The following is a 26772-nucleotide window of genomic DNA, read 5'->3' as shown; positions in this document are numbered from 1 at the left end:
TGTCGCCACACGGCGGCGATGGATGGAGCAGTCCATGTCGAGCCGGGGTTACCAATTCGGCCATACCCCTGGGAAAAACATCCAAACGAGCCAATCGACCGCTGCGCGAGTAATGCACCAACTACCCGGAGCCGCTACGCGACGGCGGGTCCCGTACACGCGCCGGCGCGGCCGGCCCGCGGTGGGTTACTCGTTCCGCCAGCCGCGGCCAGCCATCTGGCAACCGGCACCGTCGATCGGTGAGTGCTCACGGCTTGTACTCGCTGCGGGTGCGCGGCAGCCACTGCGGATGCTGATCGCGCACGTAGCGGATGAGGCTTTCCCGCAGGTCGCAGCGAAGATCCCAGGCGCTTGCCCCGTCGGCCGCCGAGGCTTGAACCTCTATCTTGACCGCCTGCGCGTTGACGTCGACCATCTGTAAAACCCATCGGTCCCGGTCCCACAGCGGAGACGACTCGATGAGTCGTCGCGCCTCCACCCGCAGGTCGTCAAGATCCGCCGTGTGGTCCAGCTCGATTTCGACCCTGCCGACCACCCGGGCCTCGTTCCGCGTCCAGTTCTGGAACGGGCGATCGGTGAAGTAGGAGCTCGGCAGGATCAGCATCCGCTCGTCCCACAGCCGGATGACCACCTGGGTCAGCTTCACTTCCTCGACCCGGCCCCACTCGTCGTCGATCACCAGCACGTCGCCGATGTGCAGACTGTCCGAGAAGGCCACCTGGAGACCGGCGAAGGCGTTGGCCAGCACGGAGCGGGCGGACAGGCCGATCAGCGCGCCGATCACGCCGGCGGAGCCCAGCACGGAGATCCCGAACGCCCGGATGCGCGGGAAGGTGACCAGGATCAGGCCGATGGCCCCGATCGTCACCACGACCGAGGTGAGACGGCGTACGGGACGGAGCTGGGTCCGGGCCCGGCGGATGCGCCGGTCCGTGACGGTGGTCGACGGCAACCGGCTGAACGTGACGCCCTCGCCGACGTGGAGGAACTTGGTTATCAACCAGGCGACGCCGGCGATCAGCAGGATCACGATGATGTGGCGCGCCTTCCGTTCCGGAAGGCCCAGCCAGGTCGGCACTGCCAGGTAGAGGACCGTGAGGATGGCCACCGCGATCGCCGGCCGGCGGCAGTCCCGGTGGATCGGTTCCAGGATCCATCGGTAGCGACCGCGGGAGATCCGTCGGATCAGCAGGGCGGTCAACCGGTCGAGCGCGAAGGCCACCGCCACGGCGCCCAGGATGATCAACGCTATGCGCATCGCATTCCCTTGATCGCTGAACGGCGCCGCGGAAGCCGATCCGTCCCGGCCGTTCACCGGGACCGAGAGAGGCCGCTGCCCCGGACGAGCCGGCTGGGTTCGCCCGAGGCAGCGCCTCGATGCCGGCGAGGATGACGAGGAACGATGAGGTGGGCGGGTGACGAGATCCGGCGGGGGCGAGGGTCCGGCGCCGACCCGCCGCGAGTTCCCGAGCCGGCGCCCGTTCCCGGGTCAGCGGCGACCGTCGGGGTGCAGCAGCACCTTCGTCCAGCCCTCCACCCTGCGGTCGAAGTTCTCGTATCCCTGCGGCGCCTCGTCCAGCTGCAGCTCGTGGGACACGATGAAGGAGGGTTTCGCCTTGCCCGCCGCAATGAGGTTCATCAGCTGGCGGTTGTAGTTCTTGACGTTGCACTGGCCGGTGCCCATGGTCTGCCCCTTGAACCAGAACATGCCGTAGTCGAACGGCACCTTGCCCTGCTTCTGCAGGGGGTCCGGACCGCCCGGGTCCTGTGGGGTGAAGACGCCGACCACCCCCAGCGTCCCGCCGAACTTCACCGACTGCACCAGGTTGTTCAGCGTCAGCCCCGAGTGCTCCTGACCCTGGGGGTCGTGCGCCTGGTAACCCACGCACTCGCAGCCCCGGTCGGCGCCCATCCCACCGGTCAGCTGCTTGATCTGGTCCACCGGCGATCCCTTCGAGTCGTCGATCGGGATGGCGCCGATCTGCTCCGCCAGGCGCAGCCGGTCGGGGTGGCGGTCGACCACCATCACCTTGCCGGCCCCCTTGATGGTGGCGGACAGGGCGGCCATCAGACCGACGGGCCCCGCGCCGTAGATCGCCACACTGTCGCCCGGCTGCACGCAGGCGAGCTGGGTCGCGTGCCAGCCGGTGGGGAAGATGTCGGCGAGCATCACGTAGTCGCGCTGCCGCTGCAGGTCGCGGGCGTCCGGTGGCAGCACCAGGCAGTTGAAGTCGGCCCACGGCACGCGGAGCAACTCCGCCTGGCCGCCGTTGTACGGACCCATGTCCGCGTAGCCGTAGGCGGCGCCGGCGATCTCGGGCGCGGGGTTGGCCACCAGACAGAACGCGGTGAGCCCCTTGTTGCAGTTCTCGCAGAAGCCGCACGCGACGTTGAAGGGCAGGCACACGATGTCCCCGACCTTCACCAGGTCGACGCCGTCGCCGACCTCGATCACCTCGCCGAGGTTCTCGTGCCCGAGCACGCGTCCGGGCTGCATGTCCGTGCGTCCGTCGTACATGTGCAGGTCAGAGCCGCAGATGTTGGTCGTGGTGATCCGGACGAGAGCGTCCGTCGGTCGCTCTATCCGGGCGTCCGGCACCTCCTTCACGCTCACCGACTTCGGTCCGTCGTAGACGACAGCCTTCATTCGTGCCCCCCGTGATGCCGGTTTCCCCAGACGCCAGGAACTCCTGGCACCCACATTGTCACGCTCAGCTACCCCACCCGAGTCGTGATCGGCACTATTGATCCGCACGCAGGGGGTGGCTGTGTCCTAGGCGTTTGCCGCGGACGGCCTGGGGGACGAGAGCCTGATGAGCGGGCCAGAGATGGACCTCGGCGAGAGATCGGACCCCAGCCGTGCCGTGGCGTTCAGCGACGCCATCTTCGCCATCATCATCACGCTGCTGGTGCTGGACCTCCGGGTGCCGGACGTCCCGCCCGGTCGTCTGCTGTCCGGACTGCTTGGCCAGTGGCCGAGCTACGTCGCCTATCTCGCGTCCTACTCGTACGTGGCCGTCGTCTGGCTCAACCACAAGGCGGCGTTCAACCGAATCCGGCAGGTCGACCGCGGCCTGCACTGGATGAACCTGTTCGTGCTGTTCACCACGGCGCTGCTGCCGTTTCCGACCATCGTGGTGTCGCACGCGCTGCAGGAGCACGACAACGCGGACCAGCGCGTGGCCATCGCCTTCTACGCGATGGTCGGCGGGTTGCTGTGCGCGACCTGGCTGGCCTTCTACCACTACCTGGCTCGGCATCCCGACCTGCTGAAGGAGCAGGTCAAGGACGGGTTCTTCCACGTCGAGCGGTTCCGGGCCGCCGCCGGGGTCGTCCTGTACGTCCTGGCGGGGGTCATCGGCTACCTGGTGGCGCCGCTGGTCGGCCTCGCCGTCTTCCTCGTCCCGCCCGTGTTCTACGCCGTCACCAGCGCCGGACTGTACCAGTTTCGAATGACCCGTCGGATCACTCGCCGTTTTCGGCCGCCCCGCGACTGATGACGAGCGAACCGCCGCTTCGGCTGGGCGGAGCAGGCGCTTGGTTTGCCGGTGCCCGCGCCGGGAAGGCGGCCCGCGAGCGAGCGATGCGTCGCCGGCGGGGTGGCGCCGCGAAAGGGGGCCGTAAAGATGGGGCAGAGCCAGCAGCCACTGGCCGGCAAGCGAGTCGCTTGCCTCGCCGCGGACGGGGTGGAGGACGTGGAGTACACCCAATCTCGGACGGCCGCGGAGCAGGCGGGGGCCGAGGTCCACCTGATCTCGCTGCAGCCCGGCGAGATCCAGTCGATGAACCAGGACATCAATCCGGCGAACCGCTATCGGGTGGACCGGACCGTGGACCAGGCGAACGCCGCCGACTACGACGCCCTGTTGCTGCCGGGCGGGACGGTCAACCCCGACCGGCTCCGGATGAACCCGCAGGCCATGAACTTCGTTCGGGCCTTCTCGCAGCAGCAGAAGCCGATCGCCGCGGTCTGCCACGGCCCGTGGTCGTTGGTCGAGACCGGGATCGTCAACGGCCGGACCGTCACCTCGTTCCCGAGTCTACGAACCGACATCCAGAACGCGGGCGGGAACTGGGTGGACCAACAGGTGCAGGTCGACAACGGCCTGGTCACCAGCCGCAACCCCAACGACCTTCCGGCGTTCTGCGCGAAGATGGTCGAGGAGTTCGCCAAGGGCGAGCACGTCAAGCAGATGGCGACGGCGTGACTCAGCAGGGGCTCCGGGCTGGCCAGATCGGTCCAGCCCGGAGCCCCTGCCGGTACCGGGGCCATAACTCAAGAACCGTCCCCCACCTCCCCGGCACACCGCGAGAAGCATGCACCCCCGTACCGCCGCATGAGGGCGTGGCGACCCGCCAGGCCCCGTTCCTGGACCTGTTCTTCGATCTGATCTTCGTCTTGCGCCGACCCGGCCGGTGGCGCGGGCGGTGGAGGAGCTCGGAATCCAAGCCGTCGTGGTCCCGGCGTCCTTCACTGATCAATCACTCAGTAAGACCGCGGATAACCGCGGCCGGTTCGGGAAGGCCGGGCAGAGGGCCCGCGGACCAGGGTCCCGTACGGCCAGCCGCCCATCATTCTGCGGACCGGCGAAGGTGCGATCACCAGGAGGCGGATTGATGGCCACCAGTGACATGACGACCGAGGACCGCAGGGGTTTGCGCATCGCGATGGTAGTGCCCCCGTGGTACGAGGTTCCGCCGCCGGGCTACGGCGGTGTGGAGCAGGTGGTTGCCGGGCTGGTGGACGCCCTCGTTCGTCGCGGACACGACGTGACCCTCTTTGGCGCCGGCTCGGAGAGCGGCACCCAGGCGCGGCTCGCGACCACCGTCGAGGAGCCGCAGGTGGAGCGAATGGGCGAGCTCCTGCCGGAGGTGGCCCATATCGCCCGGGTCAACCGGATGGTCGATGTCGGCCGCTTCGACGTCGTGCACGACCACACCGTGGTCGGGCCGCTCACGGCCGAGCGGCGGAGCGTCCCCACCGTGACCACCGTGCATGGCAGCCCGGTCGGCGAGTACGGCGACGCGCTCCGTTCGCTCGGCGCCGGCGTCCGGCTGGTCGCGATCTCCCACGCCCAACGCCGGTTGGCCCCCGACCTACCTTGGTACGGCACCGTGCACAACGGCATGGTGATCGACGATTTGGCCAACGAACCGACCGAGCAACCGGGCGGTCGAGCGGGACGGGTGCTGTGGCTCGCTCGGTTCAACGCCGAGAAGGCGCCGGAACTGGCAATCGAGGCCTGTCGGGCCGCCGGGCTGCCCCTGGTGCTGGCCGGCAAGTGCGTCGAGCCGTACGAGCAGGAGTACTTTCGCGGGGTGGTGGAGCCGATGCTCGGCCCGGACGTGGAGGTGATGCTCAACCCGGATCGAGCGGCGACGAAACGCCTCCTGCTGTCCGGCCGCTGCCTCATCATGCCCATCCAGTGGGAGGAGCCGTTCGGGATGGTGGTGATCGAGGCGATGGCCGCCGGCACGCCGGTGGTGACGTTGAACCGGGGAGCGATGCCCGAGCTGGTGCAGGATGGCGTCACGGGCTTCGTCCGGGACGACCCCGGCGATCTTCCGCAAGCCCTCCACGACGCCGCCTTCCTTGACGGCCGGGCCTGCCGGGAGCACGTCGCCAGGAACTTCTCTACCGACCGGATGGCCGAAGGGTACGAGCTGGTCTATGCGCATCACCGTGAAGCTCCGTGATCTTGCGAGACAGCCGGGGCCGGCTGGTGTGCAAGTCCGAACAACGGGAAAGCAGCGCGGTCGGCCCGCCGTACCGGCGTTCCGGCGGCCAGGTACGTAGGCGGGAGAGACATGAGAGCCAGAACCTTTGCGGTGGTCGGCGGCACCAGTGGCCTCGGCCTGGCGGCGGCTCGGCTGCTGGCGAACGAGCATCGCGTGACCATCTTCGGCGATGCTCCGGACGAGGTCGCGGCGGCAACCGATGATCTCGGTTGCTTTGGCGCGGTCTGCGATGTGTCCTCGTACGAGCAGGTGCGAGCCGCGTTCGCCGCGATCGTCGCCCGGGACGGCGCGCTCGACGGGGTGGCCGACTGCGCCTCGATGTGGGCGGGCGGTGACATCGAGGATCTGGCCCCGGACCGGTTGCGCCGGGTGGTCGAGGTCAACGTGCTGGGCCCCACCTACGTGATCCGGGAGGCGCTGCACCACATGCACCGGCAGGGCTACGGCAACGTGGTGTACGTCGGGGCGATGGCGGTGACCCGATCCCGGCCGGGCATCCCGGTCTACCGCGCCACGAAGAGCTATGGGAGCAGCCTGGTGGAGTCGCTGGCCGAGGCGCAGCACAACAACAAGGTGAAGATCATGCAACTGCATCCCGGGCCGATGCCGACCCGGCTGCAGGAGCGGGTCGGCGACCAGTTCCTGGACGAGGTGTACGCCCAACCCGAACAGGTCGCCGCGGAGCTGGTCCGGCTGCTCCAGCTCACCCCGGAGGACCTGTACGTCTCCGGCGAGCAGGTGTTGCGCGCGGACGGGCGGTGGTGAACCCGGGCGGAACCGCTACCACCGCGCCGCAGGTCTCGGCGTGGGCGCCGCTGCGGGTCGCGGTCTACCGCAGCCTCTGGCTCGCGCTACTGGCCGCCAACATCGGAACCTGGATGCAGACCGTCGGGGCGCAGTGGCTGCTTGTCCACCAGCCGAATGCGGCCACCCTGGTCGCCCTGGTGCAGACCGCCAGCCTGACACCGGTGCTGCTACTGGCGCTGCCGGCCGGGGCGCTCGCCGACACCTTCGACCGCCGGCACCTGCTCATCGCCGTACAGCTGTTCCTGGTGGTGGTGGCGGTGGCGCTGACGTTGCTCACCCTGACCGGCCGGATGCCGCCGGCGCTGCTGCTCACGCTGACGTTCGCCTTCGGCGTCGGACAGGCCCTCACCCTGCCGGCCTGGGCGGCGGTGATACCCGAGCTGGTGCCCCGGGAACAGCTGCGGGCCGCGTCCGCGCTCGGCTCGATCAGTGTCAACGTGGCGCGCGCCGTCGGCCCGGCCGTAGCCGGCCTGCTGATCGCCCGACTGGGCGTGGCGCCCGTGTTCGGGCTCAACGCCCTGGCCTTCCTCGTCTTCGCGTTCGCGTTGTTCCGTTGGCGGCCCAGCGCGGCGCGCGCCGTCGAGGTGCCGGAGCGGTTCACCGCGGCGCTGCGCGCGGGCGGCCGGTATGTCCGGCATTCGCCGATCGTCCGCCGGCTGCTCCGCCGGGCGCTGGTCTTCCTGGTCCCCGGCAGCGCCCTGTGGGCGCTGCTGCCGCTGGTGGCCAGAAACCGGCTCGGGCTGGCCTCCAGCGGGTACGGCCTGCTGCTGGCGGCCCTGGGCGTGGGCGCGATCCTGGGTGGTCTGCTGCTGCCGGTGACCCGTAACCGGCTGTCCGCCAACCAGTTCCTGCTCGTGGCCGGGGTGCTGTACGGTCTGGCGCTGCTGGTGGCCGGAACGGTCCGGTCGGTCCCCGTGGTGCTGGTGGCGCTGGTGCCGGCCGGCCTGGCCTGGGTCACCGTGCTGGCGAACGTGAACGCGGAGATGCAGCTGTTCCTCCCGGGCTGGGTGCGGGCCCGCGGCCTGGCGATCTACCAGGTGGTTTTCGCCGGCGGGCAGGCCGTCGGCGCCTTCGTCTGGGGGCTGGTGGCCGACGCGGCGGGGCTGACGCTGGCGTTCGTGGCGGCCGCCGCGCTGATGGCGGTCGGCGCGGTGACCAGTCAGATCTGGCCGCTGCCCGAACTGCGCGGAGTGGACCGGGACCCGGCCACCTACTGGCCGCGACTGGAGCTGGAGCACGAGCCCGATCCGCGGGTGGGCCCCGTGCTGGTGACGGTGGCCTACGACGTGCCTCCGGAACGGCAGCCGGAGTTCATGCAGGCGATGGACCTGGTCCGCGGTTCCCGGCAACGCACCGGGGCGATGCGCTGGGGGCTGTTCCGCGAGGGGGAGTGCCGGAACCGGTTCGTCGAGGTCTACCTCGTCCCGTCCTGGGACGAGCACCTACGCCAGCACGGCGGCCGACTCACCGGGGCCGACCGGGAGGCGGAGGATCGGGCCCGCAGCATCGCCGAGCGCCAGCCGGCGGTGCGGCATCTGCTGCCCGCAGCCGCCGGCCCGGAGCTGACCGACGAGCGCGCGGAGGAGGGGTAGCCGCGGGTCAGGCCGTGCCCTGCCGGTTGACCCGCCCCTCCCGAGCCGCCTTCGACCGGCCATGGTCGCGCTCGGTTCCGGCCGGTCCGGTCGCGGTGCGCTCGTGCCGCTGGCCCGGCGAGTGCTCCACCGTGGCCCCCTGCCGGCCCCGTTCTCCGCTACCGGGGTGCCGGCGGCCCCGCGCCGACTCGCCGCCGCTGTCATGCTTGTTGCGCTTCTGGCTGCCCATGCCGGTGCGTACCCGGTGCCCGCGGACCTAAGGCAGTCGGCGACGTGATCGTCTGAGGGAACACCACGAGGCCACACGTGGTTTCCTTGGCCCCGATCACCTGGTCGTGTTCGCCGACGTACCGATTGACGTGCTGGAGATGTGCCGGGATCGGCTGCTCCTTTCGCACCGATAGGACTGCCGCACGTCGCCGGCCATTGGCCGGACGGCGTCCCGTCACAGGTCGGCGACGGTCAGCCAGTCGGCCGAGCGGGCCCGGTAGCCGTACCGGCCCAGCATGCCGTGAACGACGGCGGGCATGTGCGCGGCGCCGTACACGACGGCGACCTCGATGCTCTCGCCGCCGCGTTCCTCGTGCAGCCGGTAGAGCGCGTCCAGCAGCCGTTGGTCGCGTTCGCCGAGGAAGGCGGCTTCCAATGCCGGCGAGTAGTTGGTCAGCGCCTCGTCCTGGGGCGAGGGCAGGTCGTTCAGCTCCGTCGCGCGGGTCCAGATCATACGGGTGCCGCCGAACAGATCGGCGAGGATGAGGAACGGCAGCAGGCACCACATGGCCAGCCGATGTGCCAGCGGGACCCGGCGCCATCCGGCGGAGAACTCCTCCAGGCTGACGTCGGGGTGGATCAGGGGAACGCCCAGCGCCGCGTAGTCAATGTGCTGCTCGACCAGCTTCGCCCGCCGGTTCCAGCGCAGCGCGCTGTAGCTGAGCGTCAGGGCGCCGGCGAGCACGGAGTGCTTTCGGCGGCCGCCGCCGACGCCCTCGACAACGATGACGTCCGCCCGCCGCAGCCGGGCGGTGACCGCCCGGTAGAACGCCGGCTGCGCCATGTGAATCATGGGATAGAGCACGAACTGCAGCGGTGTCTCCCGCCGGCGCAGCCGGATGACCGCCGACCGTACCGCGAGCTCGGTGACCTCGATGATCTGCACGCCGACCACCCCCGTAGCTTGCTGTGGCCGTCAGGGTGACAGTGGCTGTCCAGCGTGTCGGTGGGTGGCCTGCGTGCCCGCTCGGCGGGATCAGGTGAGGGCGGCGACCAGCGCGGCGAGGGCGGCGATGAGGACGGCGACGCGGACGTAGTGGAACCGGTCCCAGCGGTTCGACTGCTCCTTCCAGTCGGCGGGCCGGTTCTCGGGAGTCCACGTCTTGCTCCGGTTGTTGATCGGGACGAGCAGCAGGACCGACATGATCACGCTGACGATCAGCAGCGCGCCGGCGGTGATGGCGAGGCCGTTGCCGGGCCGGTGCCATCTGACGGCGGCCCAGACCACGACCAGGATGAGCGAGATGACGTACCAGAACGGCATCAGGGCGCCGAGCATCCGGCCGCCGTGGGCGCGGCCGAGTTGGCCGCTGTCCTCGGGGAGCGCGTTGAAGATCGGATTGAGCACGAAGGCGACGGCGAACTCCACCCCCACCATGACGCCCAGGAACACGGTGGTGAACACCTCGAGTGCGGCGAGCATGAGGACCTCCAGCATCTAGCACTGACAGCGAATGTGGCGACGCTAGCATTGCCGCCGCTCGCATGCCTAGCGGTGCTAGTATCGGCTCATGTCGGTACAGGAACGCAAGGAGCGCGAGCGGGCGGACCGGGAACGCCTCATCGTGGCCACGGCCCGCGAACTCGCCGAGCAGCAGGGCTGGGACGCGGTCACCACCCGGCGACTCGCCGAACGCATCGAATACAGCCAGCCCGTCCTCTACAGCCACTTCCGCGGCAAGCGCGAGATCATCGGCGCGGTGGCCCTGGACGGCGCCACCGAGCTGGCCGGGGCGGTGCGGGCCGCCGCCTCCACCGCCGAGGGCCCGCGCGCCCGGGTCACCGCCATCGCGCGCGCCTACCTCGAGTTCGCCGCCCGCAGCCCGGCGGTCTACGACGCCATGTTCCAGCTCGACGGCGGTCTCGCCTTCGCTCGGGAGGACACCCCGGAGCCGCTGAAGGACGCCTTCGCCGCGCTGCTGGAGAGCCTCGGCGAGGTCGCCGGCGACGGCGTCGACCCGGGGCTGTTCACCGAGCTGTTCTGGGCGGCCCTGCACGGCCTGGCGACCCTGACCCGGGCGGGACGGCTGCCGCCGGAGGACACCGAACGACGGACGCAGCTGCTGGTCGACCGGCTCGCCGTACCCTGAGGCACCGGCAGCACCCCCATCCGCACCGACTTCTTCCTGCCCGGAAGATTCACTTTCCGGATGTGGGATATCCGCAGTGCGCCGACCAGTCCTCGGCGAGGACCGCCATGATGTGAGCGTCGATCCAGTCACCCTGCCAGTGCAGTGCCTGACGCTTCGTGCCTTCGTGGACGAAGCCGACCTGCTCGTAGACATGCCGCGCCCGCGGGTTGAAGGCGAAGACCTCCAGCGCCACCCGATGCATACCGACAGTCCCAAAGGCGTGGGAAAGGATCAGCCGGGTGGCCTCGGTGCCGTAGCCGCGGCCGAAGGCCCGAGGGCCGACCAGCGCGATCCGGAACGAGCAGGACCGGTTGTCGGCATCCAACTCGTTCAGAACCGTCTCGCCCACGTAGCTGTTGGTGTGCCGCTCGACGATCGCCAGATCCAGCCGGTTCTCGTCCGCGGAGCGGGAGGAGTACCACTGCTCGGCGCGTTCCAACTCCGTCCCGGGCCGTGCCTGTCGACGTGTTCCCGTCAGCCGCCGGACCTCCGGATCATTCAGCATCTCGACAAGGCCCACGGCGTCGTCGGCGGCGACCGGACGTAGCAGCACCCGCTGCCCAACCAGGGTGGGCTTGACAGCAAACGAGGGGGTGGGAGGCATCTACTCGTCGAAGTTCAGCGTCAGGGTGCTGCGGTAGGCGGTGGAGTCGCCGTCGTCCGTCTCCGGGTCCGCCGGTTCGGCGTCGCCGGTCCACACCTTGACGGCCCGGTACGCGTACCCGTCCTGCGGTTGCGCCTCGGCCCGGAACGAGACGGCCTGCCCGGGCGCGAGCTCGGCGTAGCCGTCCCCGGCGATCGCCGAGAAGTGCACCCAGCACCCGCCCGGCACGTCCGGTCCGTCGATCACGCCCCAGCCCTCGTCGGCCCGGTAGCTGCGGACCACCCCGTCACTCGTCATCGGCCCAGTCTGCCTGGAATGCGGCGGAGGTGTCGTACCCCCTTGTCGGCTGGCGGTAGGCACCGCTCGGCGCGTCACGCCGACGGTCGCCGGGTGAGCAGCGCGCCGATCAGGCAGCCGAAGGCGGCCACCGAGGTGACCGTGCGGACGAGATTCCACCGTACCCATTGGGCCTCGAACGCGGCCCGGACCGCGGCCGGGTCGGCGATCCGGGCCGGGTCGCCGGCCGCCTCGAGCCGGTCGTTGAGCGGGACGTTCACCGCGCCGGTGACGCCCACGGTCAGCACGTACAGCGCCAGCGCCGCGACGAGCCACGGCAGCGTCGAGCGGGCGTCCCGGGGCAGGTGCAGCGCGCTCGCCAGGGCGAGCAGCAGCAGGGCGCCCACGAAGGCGCTCAGGAACCATCCGTTGAGGATCCGCCGGTTGATCAGCTGCATGACCGCCACGAAGGAGCGGTCGTCGGTCCGCGCCAACGCCAGCATCACCGAGCAGGAGTACGCGTAGAAGAGCCCGGCCACCAGCCCGGTGGTCAGGGTCGCGGCCGCCAGGGTGGCAACCCGCAGTCCGTTCGTCATGCCACCCATCGAAACCCGGCGAGCGTGAGACGGTCCATGCCGCACGGGCTCGATTCCATGCGTACGCGTCTACGATGGCCGGGTGGATGCGCTGGCCGGCCTGCTCGACGGGCCGCGGGCCCGCGGCGCGTTCCTGCTGCGCTGCCGCTTCGAGCCGCCGTGGGCGATCCGCATCGAGGACCGGGCGCCGCTCTGCCTCATCGCGATGGTGGCCGGAGAGTGCGTCCTGCTCGGCGCCGACGGTGACCGGCACCGGCTGCGGCCGGGCAGCGTCGCGATCGTGCGCGGCCCCGAGCCGTACAGTCTGGCCGATCCGGTCGGGACGCCCACCCAGGCGGTGATCCACCCGGGCCAGCGGTGTGCCACCCCGGACGGCCGCCCGCTGCCGGCCTCGATGGACCTCGGCGTACGCACCTGGGGCACCGCGGCGGACGGCCGGACGGTTCTGCTGACCGGCACCTGGACCGGGGACGGTGAGATCAGACGCCGGCTGCTGACCGCGTTGCCGCCCGTGCTGATCCGCGCGGGGGAGCAGCCCGGCGAGCCGGCCGGCAGCACCGTGGGGCCGCTGCTGCGGCTGCTCGGCGCCGAGATCGACCGCGACGACCCGGGCCAGGCGGTCGTGCTGGACCGGCTGCTCGACCTGCTGCTGATCGCCGTCCTGCGGGACTGGCTCGGCCGGGCCGACGGCGGCGGGCCGGCGTGGTACCGGGCGCACGGCGACCCCGTGGTGGGGCCGGCGCTGCGGGCCATGCACGACGAGCCCGCGCGGCCGTGGACGGTGGCGGCGCTGGCGGTCCGCGGTGGGGTGTCCCGGGCCGCGCTGGCCCGCCGGTTCACCGACCTGGTCGGCGAGCCGCCGATGGCCTACCTGACCGGGTGGCGGCTGGCGCTCGCCGCCGACCTGCTGCGCGATCCGGAGGCCACGGTGGGCGCGGTGGCCCGGCGGGTCGGCTACGCCAGCCCGTTCGCGCTCAGCGCCGCCTTCAAACGCCGGCACGGCGTCAGCCCCAGCCACCTCCGGCGTGCCTCCCAGATTCCCTGACGCCGCCGCCCGGACGGGCCGGAGTGACGTACCGCTGATCGCGCCCTGATGCGGTGATGACGCTCGTCCGGAGCCTGGACCGCGGCGGCCGCCGACCCGGCGGCCCGCGAGGGAGGGCACCATGAAGCGAACATCAGTGCGGCTGGCCGCCTGCGCCGGCGCGGTCCTGCTCAGCGGCGGCGCGCTGCTGGCCGCCGCCGCGGCCCCGGCCGCGGCCCACCAGCCGCCGCCGGCCGTGGCCCACGAACAGGCGGCGGCGGCCGACGAGCCGGCGCCGATCCCGGCCTGCGACGTCCACGTCGTCGTGCCGCCCGGCACGATCGTCGGGACGGCCGGCAACGACGTGCTGTTCGGTACGTCCGGCGCGGACGTGATCCTGGGGCTGGGCGGCGACGACATCATCTTCGGCCTCGGCGGCGACGACGTGCTGGCCGGCGGCGACGGTAACGACCAGTTGTTCGGCGGCGCCGGCGACGACGCGGTCGACGCCGGCGCGGGCGCCGACGTGGTGGACGGCGGCAACGGCAACGACCTGATCGACGGCGCCGAGGACCCGGACACCATCAACGGCGGCGCCGGCAACGACGTCGTGCTCGGCCGCGCCGGCGCCGACGTGATCAGCGGCGACGAGGGCGACGACCTGATCTGCGCCGGCACCGAGGACGACCGGGTCAACGCCGGACCGGGCGTGGACACCGTGTACGGCGAGCCCGGCGCGGACGCCATCAACGGCGCCGAGGGCGCGGACACCCTGTTCGGCAACGAGGGCGCCGACCTGATCGCCGGCGGCGACGGCGACGACCTGGTGTACGCGGCGGACGGCGACGACACCGTCCTGGGCGGCGACGGCGACGACGCCATGTACGGCGGTGACGGCGACGACAACCTGTCCGGCCAGGCCGGCGCCAACGACGCCGGCTACGGCGGGGCCGGGGTCAACGTCTGCACCGCATCCACTGAAACCCGGGTCAACTGCTGACCGCCATTCCCGAAAGGACAACGGACATGCGACTCACCAGCAGGATCGCCATCGTCACCACCGGACTGCTCGCGGCGGCGGTCACCGTGCTGCCGGCCTCGCCGGCGCTCGCCACCCCGACCTGTGACAACAAGCCCGCCACCATCACCGGCTCCGGCGTCATCAACGGCACCGGCGGGGACGATGTCATCGTCGGCTCCTCGGGCGCCGACACCATCGACGGCAAGGGGGGCAACGACACGATCTGCGGCCTCGGCGGCACCGACAACATCTACGGCGGCCAGGGCAAGGACGTCATCTTCGGTGGCGACGGCGCCGACGGGCTGTGGGGCGAGGGCAGCGGCCTGGTCGTCACCGGCGGCGCCGACGAGATCCACGGCGGCAACGGCGACGACTACATCGAGGGCAACGTCGGGGACGACACGCTCTACGGCGACAAGGACAACGACACCGTCGACGGTGGCGACGGCGCCGACACCATCTACGGCGGCGTGGCCATGGCCGAGACCACCGGCACGCAGGACGACCTGTGCATCGGCGGCTCCGGCAAGGACACCATCATGAAGACCGCCGACGAGTGCGAGTCCTGGGTCGACTGAGCACTGCCGGGATGCGCCGCGAGCGAGCACGGTCGCGGCCCGGGTTCATCCTCCGGAACACCGTGGCGCGGTGGGTCTCCCACCGCGCCACCCCCGTGCGCCGTGCCCGGACCGGCCGGGCTGTCGCTACCCCGACGCCCCGGCCGGCCCGCCGTGCCGGTTGCCCGACAGCCCGGCGTCGCGCCCGATGCCACCATGTGCGCGACGCGCGGACCGGTCCGGGCCGTGCCGCGCCGGCGGGTCGGGAGGACGACATGACCGAGGCGGTACGCGGACAGCGGCACGGCTGTCGACTGCTGGTGGCCGGACCCGGCTACGGCAAGACCACCCGGCTGGAGTCCGGCGACGGCGGCGAGCCCGTGGTGTACCGGCGGGCCGCCGACCTGATGGCCGGGATCGACCCGGCCGCCCTGGCGCCCGGCGGCGCCCGCACCGGCCGGCTGGCGGTGGACGACCTCGGCCTGCTCGACACCCCCGATCGGGACCGGCTCGCCACCGCGCTGCGGGCGCTGCCGCCCGGCGTACGGCTCTCGGTGGCCGTGCACGAGCCGCTGGCCCGGTCCACCCTGGCCGCCCTGCCGGCGCCGGTGACCGAGCGGACCGCGGCCGACCTGGCCCTGCCCGCCGACGCGGTCACCGTGGTGCTGCGCGACGAGTACGGCGTGGCCGACACCGACCTGGCGCGGCACGTGACCGAGCTGACCGCCGGCTGGCCCGCGCTGGTGACCTTCGCCGGGGAGGCCCTGGCGGGGTCCGCGATCGGCCGCCGGGACCTGCTCGGGGCGCTCACCGCGCCCGGCACGCCCGCGGCCGCCTGGCTGGACGAGCGGGTCCTGGGGCCCCTGCCGGACGCGGTGGCCGAACTGCTGGACCGGCTGGCCGGCCTCGAACCGATCACTCTCGGCCTGGGCGCCCACCTGGCCGCGGCCGGCGAGCTGGGGCGGCCCGACCGGGTGCTGCCCGGCCTGCGCTGGCTGATCCACACCGGACTGGTGGCCCCGGCGCGCTGGCCGGACGGCGATGCGGCCGATCCGGCGTACCGGGTGGTGCCGGTGCTCGCGTCCCGGCTCGACCGGCTGCGCCGGCTGCACGGCGACGCCCCGGCCGGAGCGGCCCGGGACCGGGTGGCCGCCGCCTGGTACCGCGAGCACGGCCACCCGCTCGCGGCGGCACACGCCCTGCGCCGCGCCGGCGACCTGGCCGGGTGCGTACGGCTGATCGAGGCCGCCGGTGCCGACATGGTGGCCGCGGACGCGCCGGCCGCGGCCCGGCTGCTCGGGGTGGTGCCAGAGCGCTCCGACCGGCTGACCCTGCTGCTCGGCGACGCCCAGCGGATCGGCGGGGACGCGGCCGCGGCCACCGCCACCTTCGCGCCGCTGCTGGAGCGCGCCGCCCGCACGGGGGACTGGCCGGCCGGGCTGGTCTGGCGGGCGGCCATGGTCCACTACATGCGGTCGGACTATCGGTCCGCGCTGGCGGTCTGCGACCGGCACACGCCGCCGGACGGTCCACCCGGTGTCGACGACGCCCTGGCGCTGGCCTGCCGGGCGAGCACCCTGGCCATGCTCGGCGACCCGACCGCCGCGCAGGCCGCGGCGCAGGCGCTGACCGTCGCGGAGTCGGCCGCCCATCCGCCCCGACCGACGGACCCAGCCTCGCGACCGCTCGGCCCGGCGGATCCGGGAGCACGGCCGCTCGGCCCGGCGGATCCGGGGGCACGGCCGCTCGGCCCGGTGGATCCGGGCGCGCGGACGCCGGCCGCCGAGGCCCGGACGGGCGGCGACCGGGCGCTGGCGGCCGCGCACCTGGCCGTGGCGCTGACCGAGGCGGGCGGCCGGCGGGACCGGCACCTGGCCGACGCTCGGGCCGCGGCCGAGCGGGCCGGCGACCTGGCCCTGCTCGCCCGGGTGCTGCTGAACCAGACGGTCGGGCTGGCCCGCGAGGCCCGCTATGCGGCCGCGCTGGACGTGGCGGCCCGGGCGGTCCGGGCCGCCGAGCGCGGCGGCCCGCCCGGCATGCGGGTGGTGACGCTGGTCAACGAGGGCCACGCGCTGACCATGGTGGGTCGGTTCGAGGAGGCGGCGCTGCGCTTCGACCGGGCCGTGCAGCTGTCCCGGCGGGCAGCGCTGAACCGTACCGCCATGGGGCTGGCCGGGTCCGCGGAGCTGCACCGGCTGCGCGGCCGGCACGAGCAGAGCCGGGCGCTGTTCGAGGAGGCCGTCGACCTGGCCCGGGCCGACGACGACCGGCAGGTGCTGGTCTCGGCGTTGGCGAAGCTGACCCGGGTGGCGCTGGCCGGCCGCGGTCCCGATCTTGAGGCGGCCCGGGCCGCCGCCGACGAGGCCGAGCGGGCGGCGGGGCCGCGGCTCGCGCCGGTCGCCATGGTCGCGCGCGGGTACGTGGCGCTGGCCGAGGGCGATCGGGACGCCGCCGCGCGGCGGGCCGCCTCGGCCGTGGCCGCGGCGCGGGCCACACGGCGGGTCGACTGCCTGGCCGAGGCGCTGGAGCTGGCCGGGGCCGCGAGCACCGATGCCGCCGTGGCGGCCGAGGCGTTCGAGGAGGCCGAGGCGATCTGGCGGCGCGGCGGCGCCGAGGTGGCCGCCGACCTGGTCCTGGTCCGGTTGGGCGAGCTGGCCGGCGCCGGCGCCGAGCAGCGGGCGGCGGGCCGGGCCGCCGGCCGGCGCCTGCAGGCCCGGGGCGTGCCGGCGGTCGGTGTGCCGGCGCCGGACGGCGTCGACGACGGCGTGCGGATCCGGGTGCTCGGCCGGTTCGAGGTGCTGGTCGGGGGCGAGCCGGTGCCGCTGGCCGCCTGGCGGTCCCGCCAGGCGCGGTCGCTGCTGAAGATTCTCGTCGCCCGCCGGGGGCGGCCGGTGCCCCGCGGCGAGCTGTCCGAGACGCTGTGGCCGGACGATGACGCCCGACGCACCGCGCACCGGCTGTCGGTGCTGCTGTCGGCCGTCCGCGCCGCCCTCGACCCGGCGCACGCCTGGCCGGTCGACCGGTACGTCCGCGCCGACGCCATCGGCATCCGGCTGGACCGCGACCACGTGCTGGTGGACGCCGAGGATCTCATCCGGGACAGCGAGCTGGCGGCGCGGCTGCTGCGGGAGGGTCGCACCGGGCGGGCCCGGGAGATCCTCGCCGAGATCGAGGGCCGGTACGCGGGCGACGCGTTCGACGACGAGCCGTATGCCGACTGGGCGCACGGGCTGCGCGACGAGGTACGCGCGGCCGGGCTGCGGGCGCTGCGGCAGCTCGCCACGTTGAGCGTTGACGCCGGCGACCTCGACCAGGCGGTCAGCCTGCTCACCCGGCTGCTCGGCGCCGACCCGTACGACGAGTCGGTGCACCGCCTGCTGGTCACCGCGCTGGTGCGGGGCGGCCGGCACGGCGAGGCGCGCCGGGCGTTCGACCGGTGGTCGGCGGCGATGCGCGCCATCGACGTGCCGGCGCCGGCCGCGGACGTGTTGCGGCACCCGGTCAGTACACCGGCTGGTCGCCGCAGCCCGGTCCGTAGTACCAGTCCGTTCCGAGGGTGAAGTACTCGTAGAAGTGCGCGGACGACGCGGGGTAGGTGACGCTGGCCATCGTCTCGGCGTCGCACAGGTTGAGCCCGGCGCCGCCGGTGGCCGTGTCGGCGCCCGCGTCACCCACCACCGTGTCGTCGCCGTCCCCGCCGTACAGCGTGTCGTCGCCGTCGCCGCCGCGCACCGCGTCGGTGCCCGGGCCGCCGTAGAGGACGTCGCCGCCCGCGTCACCCTCGACGGTGTCGGCGCAGTCCCCGCCGTACAGGGTGTCGTTGCCGGGGCCGCCGATCAACAGGTCGTTGCCGCCGAGGCCCCAGATGACGTCGTCGCCGCCGCGGCCATCGATCTTGTCCGGGCCGTCGGTGCCGATCAGCAGGTCGTTGCCGGGCGTACCGATGAGCACATACGGGCTCGGGCTGTCGGCGCAGCCGTCGGTGACCACCGCGGCGGCCGGCGCGGCCGGCCCCACCATGAGCCCGGCCGGCGCCAGGGCCGCCACCAGCATCCAGGTTCGTACCGCCTTCATGGTTCCCCCTTCGCCGCGCGGCCGGAGCGGCCGCGTCGCCCCGAGGGTCTGCCCGGCACGTCATCGTGGCGTCATTACGCCGCTTGACACTTTCTTATATGGGAAAATAAGCTGGCCGACGTGGCACGAGCAGCGACGACGTCGGACGCGTTCAACGCGATCGCCGAGCTGCAGCGCCGGGACATCCTGGCGCTGCTGCGCGCGGGTGAGTGGCCGGTGACCGACCTGGCCCAAGAGCTGGGGATGAGCGTGCCGGGTGCGTCCAAGCACCTGCGGGTGCTCCGGGAGGTGGGGCTGGTACGGGTCCGCGGCGTGGGCAAGCAGCGCCTCTACGGCCTGGACGCCCGCGGGCTGCGGCCGATCCACGAGTGGGTCGGCGGGTTCGAGCGGTTCTGGACCGAGAGCTTCGACCGGCTGGACAGCTATGTGCAGGACCTCAAGCGGACACGACAGGAGGACTGACCGATGGCGGGAGCAGAGCAGGAAACGGTGGAGGATCAGGCGGCGGCCGACCGGGCGATCGTGATCACCCGGGTCATCGACGCACCACCGGAGCTGGTGTTCGAGGCGTTTACCGAGGTCCGACACCTGTCCCGGTGGTGGGGCCCGGAGGGATTCAGCACCACCACGCGGTCCTTCGACTTCCGCGTCGGCGGGGTCTGGGACTTCATGATGCACGGGCCGGACGGGACCGACTATCCCGAGTGGATCACCTGGACCGAGATCACCCCACCGGCGCGGATCGCGCTGCTGCACGGCGAGTCCCGGGACGACCCGAACGCGTTCGAGTCGACGCTGGACTTCGCGCCGCAGGGCGCCGGGACCCGGCTGGAGATGCGCACCGTCTTCCCCACCAGGCAGCTGCGCGACCAGGCCGTGCAGCAGTACCACGCGATCGAGGGTGGCGAGCAGACGCTGAGCAACCTGGCCGGGTACGTCGCCGAGCTCACCCGGCAGCAGGCTGGGCGCTGACGGTCGGGAAGGCGCGCAACGGCCCCGGTATCCTTTGAGCGCATCACCGTCGAGGTGGCCGGCCCGCGGGCGGAAGCGGCGCCGGGGCGTTCGGGAGGCGATGGCATGGTCGACAACGCGCCCCCGGCCGTACCCCGGCCCCAACCGGACGTTGCCCGGCCCCGGCCGGGCGAGCCGGAGCCGGGCGCCGCCGCCGAGCAGCTGGCGCCGGCGGTGACCGTGCAGGTGAACTTCGCGGACGCGTCGTTGCCGTACCAGGTCGAGGTCCGGGTGCTGAACCGCAGCGCGATCGTGGACCGGTTCGAGATCACCGCGCTGCCGGGCAGCGTGCCCGTCGCCCCGCAGGCCACCTCCGTGCACATCTTCCCGTCGTCGGACGCCGTGCAGACCTTCACCGTCACCCCGGTGCCGCTGCCGCCGTTCGGTAAGCAGTCGATCCCGCACGAGGTGGTGTTCCGGGTACGCGCCGAGGTCGGCGGCGGCGTCACGTACGCCCGGATCCTGGCCAGCGGGATGACCCCGCCGGTGTTCATCCCGGGCGCGGCGGAGCCGGCGGCCGCCGCGCCGGCGTGGCGGCTGCTCAGCGACCATCCGGTACGGCCCGACGCGGACGTGCTCGGGTTCGCCGACACCGCCCGGCGGATGGCCGGGATCATCCTGGACGCCCGGGCGGCCACCCCGTTCACCATCGGCATCCAGGGCGGCTGGGGCGCCGGCAAGAGCAGCCTGATGCGGATGATCCGCCAGGAGATCGAGAGCGATCCCTCCGCCCAGCGCGGCCTCACCCGGGTGGCCTGGTTCAACGCGTGGACGGCCGAGGGCTCCAGCGCGCTGACCGCGCTGATCCGGTCGGTCCTGCAGGAACTGGACCCCAGCGTCCTGCGCCGGCTGCTGCGCCGGACCCGCCGCTCGTCCTGGCTGCTCGCCCCGTTCATGATCGCGGCCACCTGGCTGGGCATCGGCCGGCTCGCCGACGAGCTGTGGACCCGGTTCTCGGTGGACCCCGCCCAGCGCAACGAGATCAGCAAGGAACTCCAGCGCGCCCTCACCGACTGGGCCGACCGGGACCGCCCGGTAAACCACCGTCGGATGCTGGTGGTGTTCGTCGACGACCTGGACCGCTGCTCGCCGGAGAACATCCGTCAGGTGCTCGACGCCATCCGGCTCTACCTGGACGCTCCGGGGCTGGTCTTCGTGATCGGCTACGACCATGCGGTGGTGGTGGACGCGCTGTCCCGGACGCACGGCGCCTCGGCCGGCCCGCGCAGCCGGACGTACCTGGAAAAAATCATCCAGGTGGATCACGTGCTGCCGCTGCCCGACCCGGGCCAGGCCCGCGACATGGCCCTGGCCTGCGCCCGGCACTGCGGCGTCGCGGACATCCTCGGTACGGCGGAGCTGAACCTCATCGTCGAACGGACCGACCGCAACCCGCGCCGGCTCAAGCGCTTCCTCAACACCTTCGTGCTGGCCCGGCAGCTGGACGGCAGCAGCTCCCGGCTGCGACCGTCCGAGCACATCAAGATGCTGCTGCTGCGGATGTACTTCCCGGACCTGTTCCGGGTGGTGCTGCTGGAACCGGAGCGGGACGTGCTCGGTCAGCTCGTCGAGCTGGTGCGCTACCGGGCCGCCATCACCGCCGGCCAGGAACCGGACGCCGAGCGGGTCGACTGGCTGTTCCAGACCAGCGGCGTGGCCCCGCCGCGGCCCGGCGAGGAACGGGCCGCCGCCCTCGCCCGGCTGGAGAGCCACCTGCCCGCCGCCGTCGTGGAGCTGTCCCGCGACACCGACCTGTTCTCGCTGGCCTGGAGCCTGGGCACCGCCGCTCAGCGGCACGACCTGCTGGAGCGGGTCCGCATCCAGCTGCCGCCGCCGGCCCTGCCGCCGGTCGGGGCCGTGCCGCCCGTCACGCCCGTACCGCCGGTTGGGGCCGTGCTGCCGGGTGCGGCCCCACCCTCGGGTGGGTCCGGCACGGCGCCGGCGGCGCCGGCCGTCGAGCACCGATCGGCGGACCAGGACCTGACCTGCCCGGAGTGCGGCTTGCGGGTCGCCGCCGACGGCCAGCACTTCTGCCCACGCTGCGGGGCGTACCTCAGGCGATAGATCCACGCCGCGGCCGGGTCCGATCGTGAATGGCCATGGCGTGGTAGGAAGGCCCGGTGTACGCGAGGGCCTTCCGCCGGACCGCCGGGGTGCCGACGGTGGCGGGCGTGCTCGTGGCGCTGCTGGCGGCCGGGTGTTCGGCACCGGCACCGAGCCGGGACTCCGCTGCCCGCACCGGCTCGCCGGGCGGCACACCCGCCTCCCTGGTGACCGGCTCGCCGGGTGGCGCACCCGCCGCCGCGGTGACCGGTGGCGCCATCCCCGGCGCCGGCGCGCCCACCGGCCGGCCCGCCCGCTCGGGATGCGGTCGACCCGCCACGGCGGGGCAGGACCGTACCGTCGAGGTCGCCGTCGACCCGGCCACGGCCGAGGGGCGGCGGACCCGTACGGCGCTGGTGCACGTCCCGGCCGGGTACCGGCCCGGGCAGGCGTACCCGGTGCTGCTGGTCTACCACGGCCACGGCGGCAGTTCGGCAGGCGCGGCCGCCGAGACCGGCTTCAGCGGCCTGGCCGACCGGAGCGGGTTCCTCGCCGTGTATCCGCAGGGGCTGCCCGACTCCACCGGGTCGCCGATGTGGGCCAGCGCCGGACCGGTGGATTACGGCATCGAGGAACTGCCGGCCACCCGCGGCCTGCTGGACACGCTAGCCGCCGACTACTGCGTCGACCCGAGCCGGATCTACGCCACCGGGACCTCCAACGGCGGCGGGATGGCCAACTACCTCGCCTGCCGGCTGTCCGACCGGATCGCCGCGGTCGCCCCCGTCGTGGGCAACATGTACCTGCCGAAGGACGGCGGCTGCCGGCCGGCGCGGCCGGTGTCCATCCTGGACGTCCACGCCGTCGACGATCCGGTCGTCGCCTATGGGGGCGACCGGGGCGACCCCTCCTGGGTGCTGCCGCCGGTCGACGACTGGCTGGCCGGGTGGGCCACCCTGGACCGCTGCGCGGCGAGGCCGGCCGTCGCGGTGGACACCCCGGCCGTGCGGGTGCGCCGGTGGAGCGGCTGCGCCCCGGGTACGGCGGTCGCCGCGTACCGGGTAACCGGTGGTCATCGCTGGCCGGCGACCCTGGCCGGCAACCCGACCGCAGCGGTGATCTGGGGCTTCCTCGCCGCCCACCGGCTACCCGCCGTGGCCCGCTGAGCGCCGCGGTCTGGTCGGCGCCCGTGCTACCCGCGGTGGACGGCGGGTCGTTCTCCAGTCGGATGACACGGGTGGGCCGGTCGGGTGTGATCTAGGCGGGCTCGACAGCCGTGACACCGACGGAGATGGGACGAGGCTCGTGACCCTTCTGGACGTCCGTCGGCTGGCGGCCCTGGACATGCACGGCGCCAGCGGGTCGCGCTGGCGGCGGCGGGTGGTCATCGTCGAGTTCTTCGGCACCGTGGTGTGCGCGGGTTTCGGTGCCTGGTGGCTCTGGTCGGCCGGCGCCACCGGTCGCCTTCTGGCGCTGGCGCTGGCGGGGATCGGGGCGAACTACTTTCCGCTGGCCCTGCACGCGGCCACGCTGACCCGGCCCGGCGCGCTGGCCGGCGAGCTGGCCGGGGTGGACGTCCGCGGTCAGCTGCGCCGGTACAGCCTGATCCAGCTGTGGCTCGCGGTGCCCGGTGTGGTGCTGCTGCTGGCGCTGGCGCAGCTGGTCCGGAGACGAACCTTGACGAGGCGGTCCTGAGCACCGCGGAAAGCAGGCGGCAATGACATTCACCGACGAGATGATGCGCGAACGGCTGGCTGCCACGGCCCGGTACACCATGGTCGTGCTGCGAACCACCGACCGGTACGGAATGGAAGGCACCGACAAGATCATCTGGGAGCACGGCCGGCGCAACATGCAACTGCAGGCCGACGGCGCGATGCCGCTCGTCTTTCCGGTCGGGGACGGGACCGGGCTGGCCGGCATCGGCATCTTCGTTGACGGGCCGAACGAGGTCAGCCAGATCCTGGACGGCGACCCCGCCATCCAGGCCGGCGTCCTCAGCTACACCGTGCACCCCTGCCGGGGCTTTCCCGGCGCCGCGCTGCCGACGAGCTGACGGTTCGGGTCCTACATTGCCGGGATGAGGATGGATCGCATCAACGTCACCGGTCGCCGGTGGCGCCCGGCTGACTGGCGTCGACGGGTCATCGCGATCGTCAGCCTCCTCGCGCTGGCGGTCTCCGGCTGCTCGTCCGCGCCCAGCAGCGGTCACCCCCGCCCGGCGGCGTCGGCGTCGATCGAGTCCCCGGGGCAGCGGTGTGGAGGTCCGCAGGCGAGCGGGCGCATCGTTACCCTCGCCGCTTCCGACGGCGTACGCCTGGACGCCGCCGAGGTGGGGTCCGGTGCGGCCGGGGTGGTCCTGGTCCACGAGTACCCGGCGGACCTGTGCGGGTTCTGGCCGTACGCGGTGTACCTGAGCCAGCGCGGGCTGCACGTGCTGGATCTGGATCTGCGCTGCTTCGGCAGCTCGGCTTGTCCCCCCACCGACGCGGCCCGGGCCGACCTGGCGGCCGACGTCTCCGGCGCCGTGGCCGAGCTGCACCGCCGGGGAGCGCGGCGGGTGGCGGTCCTGGGCGCGTCGATGGGCGGCACCGTCGCGTTGGCCGCCGCGGCCGAGCCGCAGTCGGCGGTCTCGGCGGTTGTCTGCCTGTCCTGCCATGCGAGCTTCACCCCGCACGTCGGGGGGACGGCGGTGCCGCTCACGGTCGGCGCGGCGGTGCGCGTCATCCGCTGCCCAGCGCTCTATGTGGTCGCCAGCGACGACCCGCACCTGAAGCGGGGCGAGGTGCAGGCCCTGTACCGGGACACCGGCTCGGCGGACAAGCACCTCGACGTGTTGACCGGACCGCAGGCCACGACCCACGGCTGGGACCTGCTCGGCACCACAGACAGCGGATGGACCGCCGTGGCCGGGACCGTGGCGGCCTTCCTGGTCCGCACCACCGCCGCGACCTGACGCGCCAGCGAGACTCACGGCCGTTGACCTCTTCCTCGCGCCCGGCCGGGCCGGCCTCATCCGGCTGCGCAGGGCCGTGCGGTACGGCCTGCTGCGCCGGAGGTCAACGCAGCGGCCTGCCCGGCCCGGAGGGTAATCCTCGACTGCTGCTCCAGCGGTACGGCGATACAGGGCGGCATGGGCGCACCGGCGGCACGCGGCCGAAGGGGATCGGATCGACGGCAGCTACCGGCTGGGCCTGGAATCATTGCTTGTCCTGTCGAAATATTTTTTACTTCCAATAAGTTGCCCTCCAGTCAGCAATCCGACTGAGTCAATGAACATTCACTAAGGACGATCATGGTTTCCCCCGCATGGTATGTATCCCGCATGTCCGAGTCGGCCGACTCCGGGGAACCCCTCTGACTGAAAAGATGATTTCCCTTCACTGTCCAGGTATCTAAATTCGTGATCGTGCGGCCGATTGGTCACACGATCACGGGGGAGGATACACATGGATCGAAGGACGATTCTGTCCGCAGCCGCCCTTGGTGGGGCGGCCCTGGCAATGCCGGGACGGGCCTTGGCTGCCCCGGTGGCATCCGGTGAACCGGCCGATCTCCGCCAGTTGCAGGCCATCGCCACCGCCTATTTCGCCGATCGGGCCAGCCGCGTCACGGCGGCCGGACCGCTGGCCACGCCCATTCCGCAGGTGGCGGCGCAGGCTGCCCTCTCGCGGACGCACGGGGACCGTCTCGCGGCCGTCCGGGCCCAGCTCAACCACCTGCACGGCGGATATCGCCGCGCCGCCACGTCCATCCAGGTCGGAAGCGTCGACACGCAGGGATCGAGGCTCATCGCACGGGTCACCGAGCAGACGGACCTGTACTACGCCGTTGTCGCCCCCGGAGACGTGGACCACATGACCTACTGGGTCGACCACGAGCTGGAGCTGCACCGCACCGGGTCGACCTGGCGGCTGGCCCGGGCTCAGTACCTGCCGGCCAATCCCTTCTCGACGCCAGCCACCCAGTTCGAGGACGAACTGCCGGCCGACATGCGCCAGCTCAACGCCCGGCGGGCGGCCGGGGCGGCCACCGCCGGCACGGCGTCCAGCCGGCGCCCCACGTCCAACGTCCGAGCCGCCGGCGCTCCGTCCCAGGTCAAGTTCGTCGACAGCGGTCCCGTGACGCTGTCCGGTGGATACGACTACACAGCCATGGTCAACTATGCCCGGGCCTGGGCCACCGGACGGAATCCCGCCTATCCCAGCTATTCCGATGACTGCACGAATTTCGCCTCCCAGGTCATGCGCGCGGGCGGCTGGCAGACCGTCGGATCATGGCCGTTCAGTTCCCGCAGCAGCAATTCCAACTGGTGGTACGGGTCATACGCCAGCACGTCGAGCTACACGTGGGGCGGCGCCGAGAACTGGTACTGGTTCGCGACCGGATCCGGCCGGACGTACATCATTTACATGTACGACATGGGCAGCGGTGACGTCCTCCAGTACGACTACGATTTCGACGGCAACATCAGCCACACCCAGGTGTGCACCGGTCGGGACTCCACCGGTCCACTGATGACCCAGCACGGTTCGGACTACCGGGACAAGCGACTGACGGAAATCATGGCGAGCGCGAGCAATTACAACGCCTGGAAGTACGCTCACCGGACATGAGCAGAAGAGTTGTGCTGACGGCGGCCGGCGTGCTGGTTGTCGTGGTCGCGGCGGTCGCCGTGTATCTCGGCACCCGTGGCCCCCGGGGGGCCGCCACTCCGGCCGCCGCCGTGTCCGCCTACACCTCCGGGCTGGCCGCTGACGATCGCCACCAACTGGAGCAGGTGGCCGACCCCGACCACGACTCGCGGGCCGAGATCTCGGCGCGGCTGAGCCGCTTCGGGGGCGGGAAGTTGCAGGTGACCCGGACCGCCTTCGCCGACACCGAGTCCGACCACACCAAGTCGGTGCAGATCACGGGCACGGTCAGCGGTTCCGACTACGTCGAGACGCTGTGGCTCTACCGCCACGACGATCGCTGGTTCGTGGCCCTCGGGCCCAACAAGAATGCTCACCCGAAAGGGACCTGA

At 72.4% G+C, this 26772-nt stretch carries 28 protein-coding genes; 19 read left to right on the top strand and 9 right to left on the bottom strand.

Annotation, left to right across the window (positions count from 1 at the left end):
• Positions 1–247 precede the first annotated feature (247 nt).
• Positions 248–1258: a mechanosensitive ion channel family protein gene (locus ACFFHU_RS22785; protein WP_377342068.1), complete on the bottom strand. Its 1011-nt coding sequence runs from the start codon at positions 1256–1258 to the stop codon at positions 248–250.
• A gap of 231 nt (positions 1259–1489) precedes the next feature.
• Positions 1490–2647 (bottom strand): glutathione-independent formaldehyde dehydrogenase, encoded by a 1158-nt coding sequence (locus ACFFHU_RS22780; protein ID WP_377342067.1) that lies wholly within the window; start codon positions 2645–2647, stop codon positions 1490–1492.
• A gap of 166 nt (positions 2648–2813) precedes the next feature.
• Here ACFFHU_RS22780 and ACFFHU_RS22775 point away from each other — a divergent pair, with 166 nt between their 5' ends.
• The 5 genes from ACFFHU_RS22775 to ACFFHU_RS22755 all read left to right on the top strand — a co-directional run bounded on the left by ACFFHU_RS22775 (position 2814) and on the right by ACFFHU_RS22755 (position 8138).
• A complete protein-coding gene (locus ACFFHU_RS22775) occupies positions 2814–3497 on the top strand; it encodes a TMEM175 family protein (protein ID WP_377342065.1) in 684 nt (227 codons plus the stop codon).
• 129 nt (positions 3498–3626) lie between these two features.
• Positions 3627–4208 (top strand): type 1 glutamine amidotransferase domain-containing protein, encoded by a 582-nt coding sequence (locus ACFFHU_RS22770; RefSeq protein ID WP_377342064.1) that lies wholly within the window; start codon positions 3627–3629, stop codon positions 4206–4208.
• Positions 4209–4617: 409 nt separating this feature from the next.
• Positions 4618–5697 carry a glycosyltransferase family 4 protein gene (locus ACFFHU_RS22765; RefSeq protein ID WP_377342062.1) on the top strand — a complete coding sequence of 360 codons (1080 nt, stop codon included), beginning with the start codon at positions 4618–4620 and terminating at the stop codon, positions 5695–5697.
• A gap of 111 nt (positions 5698–5808) precedes the next feature.
• The gene (locus tag ACFFHU_RS22760) at positions 5809–6504 is read left to right on the top strand and encodes an SDR family NAD(P)-dependent oxidoreductase (RefSeq protein WP_377342060.1); all 696 of its coding nucleotides are present in this window, start codon (positions 5809–5811) and stop codon (positions 6502–6504) included.
• Entirely contained in the window at positions 6501–8138 is a 1638-nt protein-coding gene (locus ACFFHU_RS22755; RefSeq protein WP_377342059.1) for an MFS transporter, read from the top strand. Before ACFFHU_RS22760 ends, ACFFHU_RS22755 begins: the two co-directional genes overlap by 4 nt.
• A 7-nt stretch (positions 8139–8145) precedes the next feature.
• Here ACFFHU_RS22755 and ACFFHU_RS22750 read toward each other — a convergent pair whose 3' ends face one another.
• The 3 genes from ACFFHU_RS22750 to ACFFHU_RS22740 all read right to left on the bottom strand — a co-directional run bounded on the left by ACFFHU_RS22750 (position 8146) and on the right by ACFFHU_RS22740 (position 9831).
• Positions 8146–8367: a hypothetical protein gene (locus tag ACFFHU_RS22750; RefSeq protein WP_377342057.1), complete on the bottom strand. Its 222-nt coding sequence runs from the start codon at positions 8365–8367 to the stop codon at positions 8146–8148.
• Positions 8368–8583: 216 nt separating this feature from the next.
• Positions 8584–9294 carry a hypothetical protein gene (locus ACFFHU_RS22745; RefSeq protein ID WP_377342056.1) on the bottom strand — a complete coding sequence of 237 codons (711 nt, stop codon included), beginning with the start codon at positions 9292–9294 and terminating at the stop codon, positions 8584–8586.
• Between the two features lie 90 nt (positions 9295–9384).
• On the bottom strand, positions 9385–9831 hold the full coding sequence (locus ACFFHU_RS22740; RefSeq protein ID WP_377342054.1) for an anthrone oxygenase family protein: 447 nt from the start codon (positions 9829–9831) through the stop codon (positions 9385–9387).
• A gap of 88 nt (positions 9832–9919) precedes the next feature.
• On the opposite strand from ACFFHU_RS22740, the gene ACFFHU_RS22735 reads away from it, so the two are divergent.
• The gene (locus ACFFHU_RS22735) at positions 9920–10498 is read left to right on the top strand and encodes a TetR/AcrR family transcriptional regulator (RefSeq protein ID WP_377342052.1); all 579 of its coding nucleotides are present in this window, start codon (positions 9920–9922) and stop codon (positions 10496–10498) included.
• Positions 10499–10547: 49 nt separating this feature from the next.
• On the opposite strand, the gene ACFFHU_RS22730 is transcribed toward ACFFHU_RS22735, so the two are convergent.
• From ACFFHU_RS22730 to ACFFHU_RS22720, 3 genes are all read right to left on the bottom strand, one after another.
• On the bottom strand, positions 10548–11144 hold the full coding sequence (locus ACFFHU_RS22730) for a GNAT family N-acetyltransferase (protein WP_377342050.1): 597 nt from the start codon (positions 11142–11144) through the stop codon (positions 10548–10550).
• Complete coding sequence (locus ACFFHU_RS22725) at positions 11145–11441, bottom strand: cold-shock protein (protein ID WP_377342048.1); 297 nt, start codon at positions 11439–11441, stop codon at positions 11145–11147.
• A 74-nt stretch (positions 11442–11515) separates the two neighbouring features.
• Positions 11516–12016 (bottom strand): anthrone oxygenase family protein, encoded by a 501-nt coding sequence (locus tag ACFFHU_RS22720; RefSeq protein ID WP_377342046.1) that lies wholly within the window; start codon positions 12014–12016, stop codon positions 11516–11518.
• An 82-nt stretch (positions 12017–12098) separates the two neighbouring features.
• Between ACFFHU_RS22720 and ACFFHU_RS22715 the strand changes: the two genes are divergently transcribed.
• The 4 genes from ACFFHU_RS22715 to ACFFHU_RS22700 all read left to right on the top strand — a co-directional run bounded on the left by ACFFHU_RS22715 (position 12099) and on the right by ACFFHU_RS22700 (position 18178).
• The gene (locus ACFFHU_RS22715) at positions 12099–13061 is read left to right on the top strand and encodes an AraC family transcriptional regulator (RefSeq protein WP_377342044.1); all 963 of its coding nucleotides are present in this window, start codon (positions 12099–12101) and stop codon (positions 13059–13061) included.
• Positions 13062–13182: 121 nt separating this feature from the next.
• A complete protein-coding gene (locus tag ACFFHU_RS22710; protein WP_377342042.1) occupies positions 13183–14040 on the top strand; it encodes a calcium-binding protein in 858 nt (285 codons plus the stop codon).
• A gap of 26 nt (positions 14041–14066) precedes the next feature.
• Entirely contained in the window at positions 14067–14639 is a 573-nt protein-coding gene (locus ACFFHU_RS22705; RefSeq protein WP_377342039.1) for a calcium-binding protein, read from the top strand.
• A 254-nt stretch (positions 14640–14893) separates the two neighbouring features.
• A complete protein-coding gene (locus tag ACFFHU_RS22700; RefSeq protein WP_377342038.1) occupies positions 14894–18178 on the top strand; it encodes an AfsR/SARP family transcriptional regulator in 3285 nt (1094 codons plus the stop codon).
• On the opposite strand, the gene ACFFHU_RS22695 is transcribed toward ACFFHU_RS22700, so the two are convergent.
• A complete protein-coding gene (locus tag ACFFHU_RS22695; protein ID WP_377342036.1) occupies positions 18120–18692 on the bottom strand; it encodes a calcium-binding protein in 573 nt (190 codons plus the stop codon). The genes ACFFHU_RS22700 and ACFFHU_RS22695 overlap by 59 nt on opposite strands.
• 120 nt (positions 18693–18812) lie before the next feature.
• Between ACFFHU_RS22695 and ACFFHU_RS22690 the strand changes: the two genes are divergently transcribed.
• From ACFFHU_RS22690 to ACFFHU_RS22650, 9 genes are all read left to right on the top strand, one after another.
• On the top strand, positions 18813–19154 hold the full coding sequence (locus tag ACFFHU_RS22690; protein ID WP_377342034.1) for an ArsR/SmtB family transcription factor: 342 nt from the start codon (positions 18813–18815) through the stop codon (positions 19152–19154).
• 3 nt (positions 19155–19157) lie between these two features.
• On the top strand, positions 19158–19664 hold the full coding sequence (locus tag ACFFHU_RS22685) for an SRPBCC family protein (RefSeq protein ID WP_377342032.1): 507 nt from the start codon (positions 19158–19160) through the stop codon (positions 19662–19664).
• A 105-nt stretch (positions 19665–19769) separates the two neighbouring features.
• The gene (locus ACFFHU_RS22680) at positions 19770–21767 is read left to right on the top strand and encodes a P-loop NTPase fold protein (protein WP_377342031.1); all 1998 of its coding nucleotides are present in this window, start codon (positions 19770–19772) and stop codon (positions 21765–21767) included.
• A gap of 56 nt (positions 21768–21823) precedes the next feature.
• A complete protein-coding gene (locus ACFFHU_RS22675; protein WP_377342030.1) occupies positions 21824–22912 on the top strand; it encodes a CE1 family esterase in 1089 nt (362 codons plus the stop codon).
• A gap of 139 nt (positions 22913–23051) precedes the next feature.
• The gene (locus ACFFHU_RS22670) at positions 23052–23441 is read left to right on the top strand and encodes a hypothetical protein (RefSeq protein ID WP_377342028.1); all 390 of its coding nucleotides are present in this window, start codon (positions 23052–23054) and stop codon (positions 23439–23441) included.
• A gap of 22 nt (positions 23442–23463) precedes the next feature.
• Entirely contained in the window at positions 23464–23802 is a 339-nt protein-coding gene (locus ACFFHU_RS22665) for a YciI family protein (protein WP_377342027.1), read from the top strand.
• Between the two features lie 24 nt (positions 23803–23826).
• A complete protein-coding gene (locus tag ACFFHU_RS22660; protein WP_377342026.1) occupies positions 23827–24702 on the top strand; it encodes an alpha/beta hydrolase in 876 nt (291 codons plus the stop codon).
• Between the two features lie 574 nt (positions 24703–25276).
• The gene (locus ACFFHU_RS22655) at positions 25277–26362 is read left to right on the top strand and encodes an amidase domain-containing protein (RefSeq protein ID WP_377342024.1); all 1086 of its coding nucleotides are present in this window, start codon (positions 25277–25279) and stop codon (positions 26360–26362) included.
• Positions 26359–26772 (top strand): hypothetical protein, encoded by a 414-nt coding sequence (locus tag ACFFHU_RS22650; RefSeq protein WP_377342023.1) that lies wholly within the window; start codon positions 26359–26361, stop codon positions 26770–26772. Before ACFFHU_RS22655 ends, ACFFHU_RS22650 begins: the two co-directional genes overlap by 4 nt.

Source organism: Plantactinospora siamensis (genome assembly GCF_042434095.1).
Lineage (GTDB): Bacteria > Actinomycetota > Actinomycetes > Mycobacteriales > Micromonosporaceae > KBS50.
Note: the sequence above shows the minus strand (reverse complement) of the source record. Positions and strands in the feature narration are given on the sequence as shown.

Coding starts and splice junctions, on each gene's coding strand:
- ACFFHU_RS22720 (WP_377342046.1), bottom strand. CDS start 12,016: ATGACGAACGGACTGCGGGTTGCCACCCTGGCGGCCGCGACCCTGACC.
- ACFFHU_RS22710 (WP_377342042.1), top strand. CDS start 13,183: ATGAAGCGAACATCAGTGCGGCTGGCCGCCTGCGCCGGCGCGGTCCTG.
- ACFFHU_RS22680 (WP_377342031.1), top strand. CDS start 19,770: ATGGTCGACAACGCGCCCCCGGCCGTACCCCGGCCCCAACCGGACGTT.
- ACFFHU_RS22650 (WP_377342023.1), top strand. CDS start 26,359: ATGAGCAGAAGAGTTGTGCTGACGGCGGCCGGCGTGCTGGTTGTCGTG.
- ACFFHU_RS22735 (WP_377342052.1), top strand. CDS start 9,920: ATGTCGGTACAGGAACGCAAGGAGCGCGAGCGGGCGGACCGGGAACGC.
- ACFFHU_RS22760 (WP_377342060.1), top strand. CDS start 5,809: ATGAGAGCCAGAACCTTTGCGGTGGTCGGCGGCACCAGTGGCCTCGGC.
- ACFFHU_RS22775 (WP_377342065.1), top strand. CDS start 2,814: ATGAGCGGGCCAGAGATGGACCTCGGCGAGAGATCGGACCCCAGCCGT.
- ACFFHU_RS22665 (WP_377342027.1), top strand. CDS start 23,464: ATGACATTCACCGACGAGATGATGCGCGAACGGCTGGCTGCCACGGCC.
- ACFFHU_RS22785 (WP_377342068.1), bottom strand. CDS start 1,258: ATGCGCATAGCGTTGATCATCCTGGGCGCCGTGGCGGTGGCCTTCGCG.
- ACFFHU_RS22695 (WP_377342036.1), bottom strand. CDS start 18,692: ATGAAGGCGGTACGAACCTGGATGCTGGTGGCGGCCCTGGCGCCGGCC.
- ACFFHU_RS22740 (WP_377342054.1), bottom strand. CDS start 9,831: ATGCTCGCCGCACTCGAGGTGTTCACCACCGTGTTCCTGGGCGTCATG.
- ACFFHU_RS22750 (WP_377342057.1), bottom strand. CDS start 8,367: ATGGGCAGCCAGAAGCGCAACAAGCATGACAGCGGCGGCGAGTCGGCG.
- ACFFHU_RS22725 (WP_377342048.1), bottom strand. CDS start 11,441: ATGACGAGTGACGGGGTGGTCCGCAGCTACCGGGCCGACGAGGGCTGG.
- ACFFHU_RS22705 (WP_377342039.1), top strand. CDS start 14,067: ATGCGACTCACCAGCAGGATCGCCATCGTCACCACCGGACTGCTCGCG.
- ACFFHU_RS22660 (WP_377342026.1), top strand. CDS start 23,827: ATGAGGATGGATCGCATCAACGTCACCGGTCGCCGGTGGCGCCCGGCT.
- ACFFHU_RS22780 (WP_377342067.1), bottom strand. CDS start 2,647: ATGAAGGCTGTCGTCTACGACGGACCGAAGTCGGTGAGCGTGAAGGAG.
- ACFFHU_RS22730 (WP_377342050.1), bottom strand. CDS start 11,144: ATGCCTCCCACCCCCTCGTTTGCTGTCAAGCCCACCCTGGTTGGGCAG.
- ACFFHU_RS22700 (WP_377342038.1), top strand. CDS start 14,894: ATGACCGAGGCGGTACGCGGACAGCGGCACGGCTGTCGACTGCTGGTG.
- ACFFHU_RS22685 (WP_377342032.1), top strand. CDS start 19,158: ATGGCGGGAGCAGAGCAGGAAACGGTGGAGGATCAGGCGGCGGCCGAC.
- ACFFHU_RS22765 (WP_377342062.1), top strand. CDS start 4,618: ATGGCCACCAGTGACATGACGACCGAGGACCGCAGGGGTTTGCGCATC.
- ACFFHU_RS22770 (WP_377342064.1), top strand. CDS start 3,627: ATGGGGCAGAGCCAGCAGCCACTGGCCGGCAAGCGAGTCGCTTGCCTC.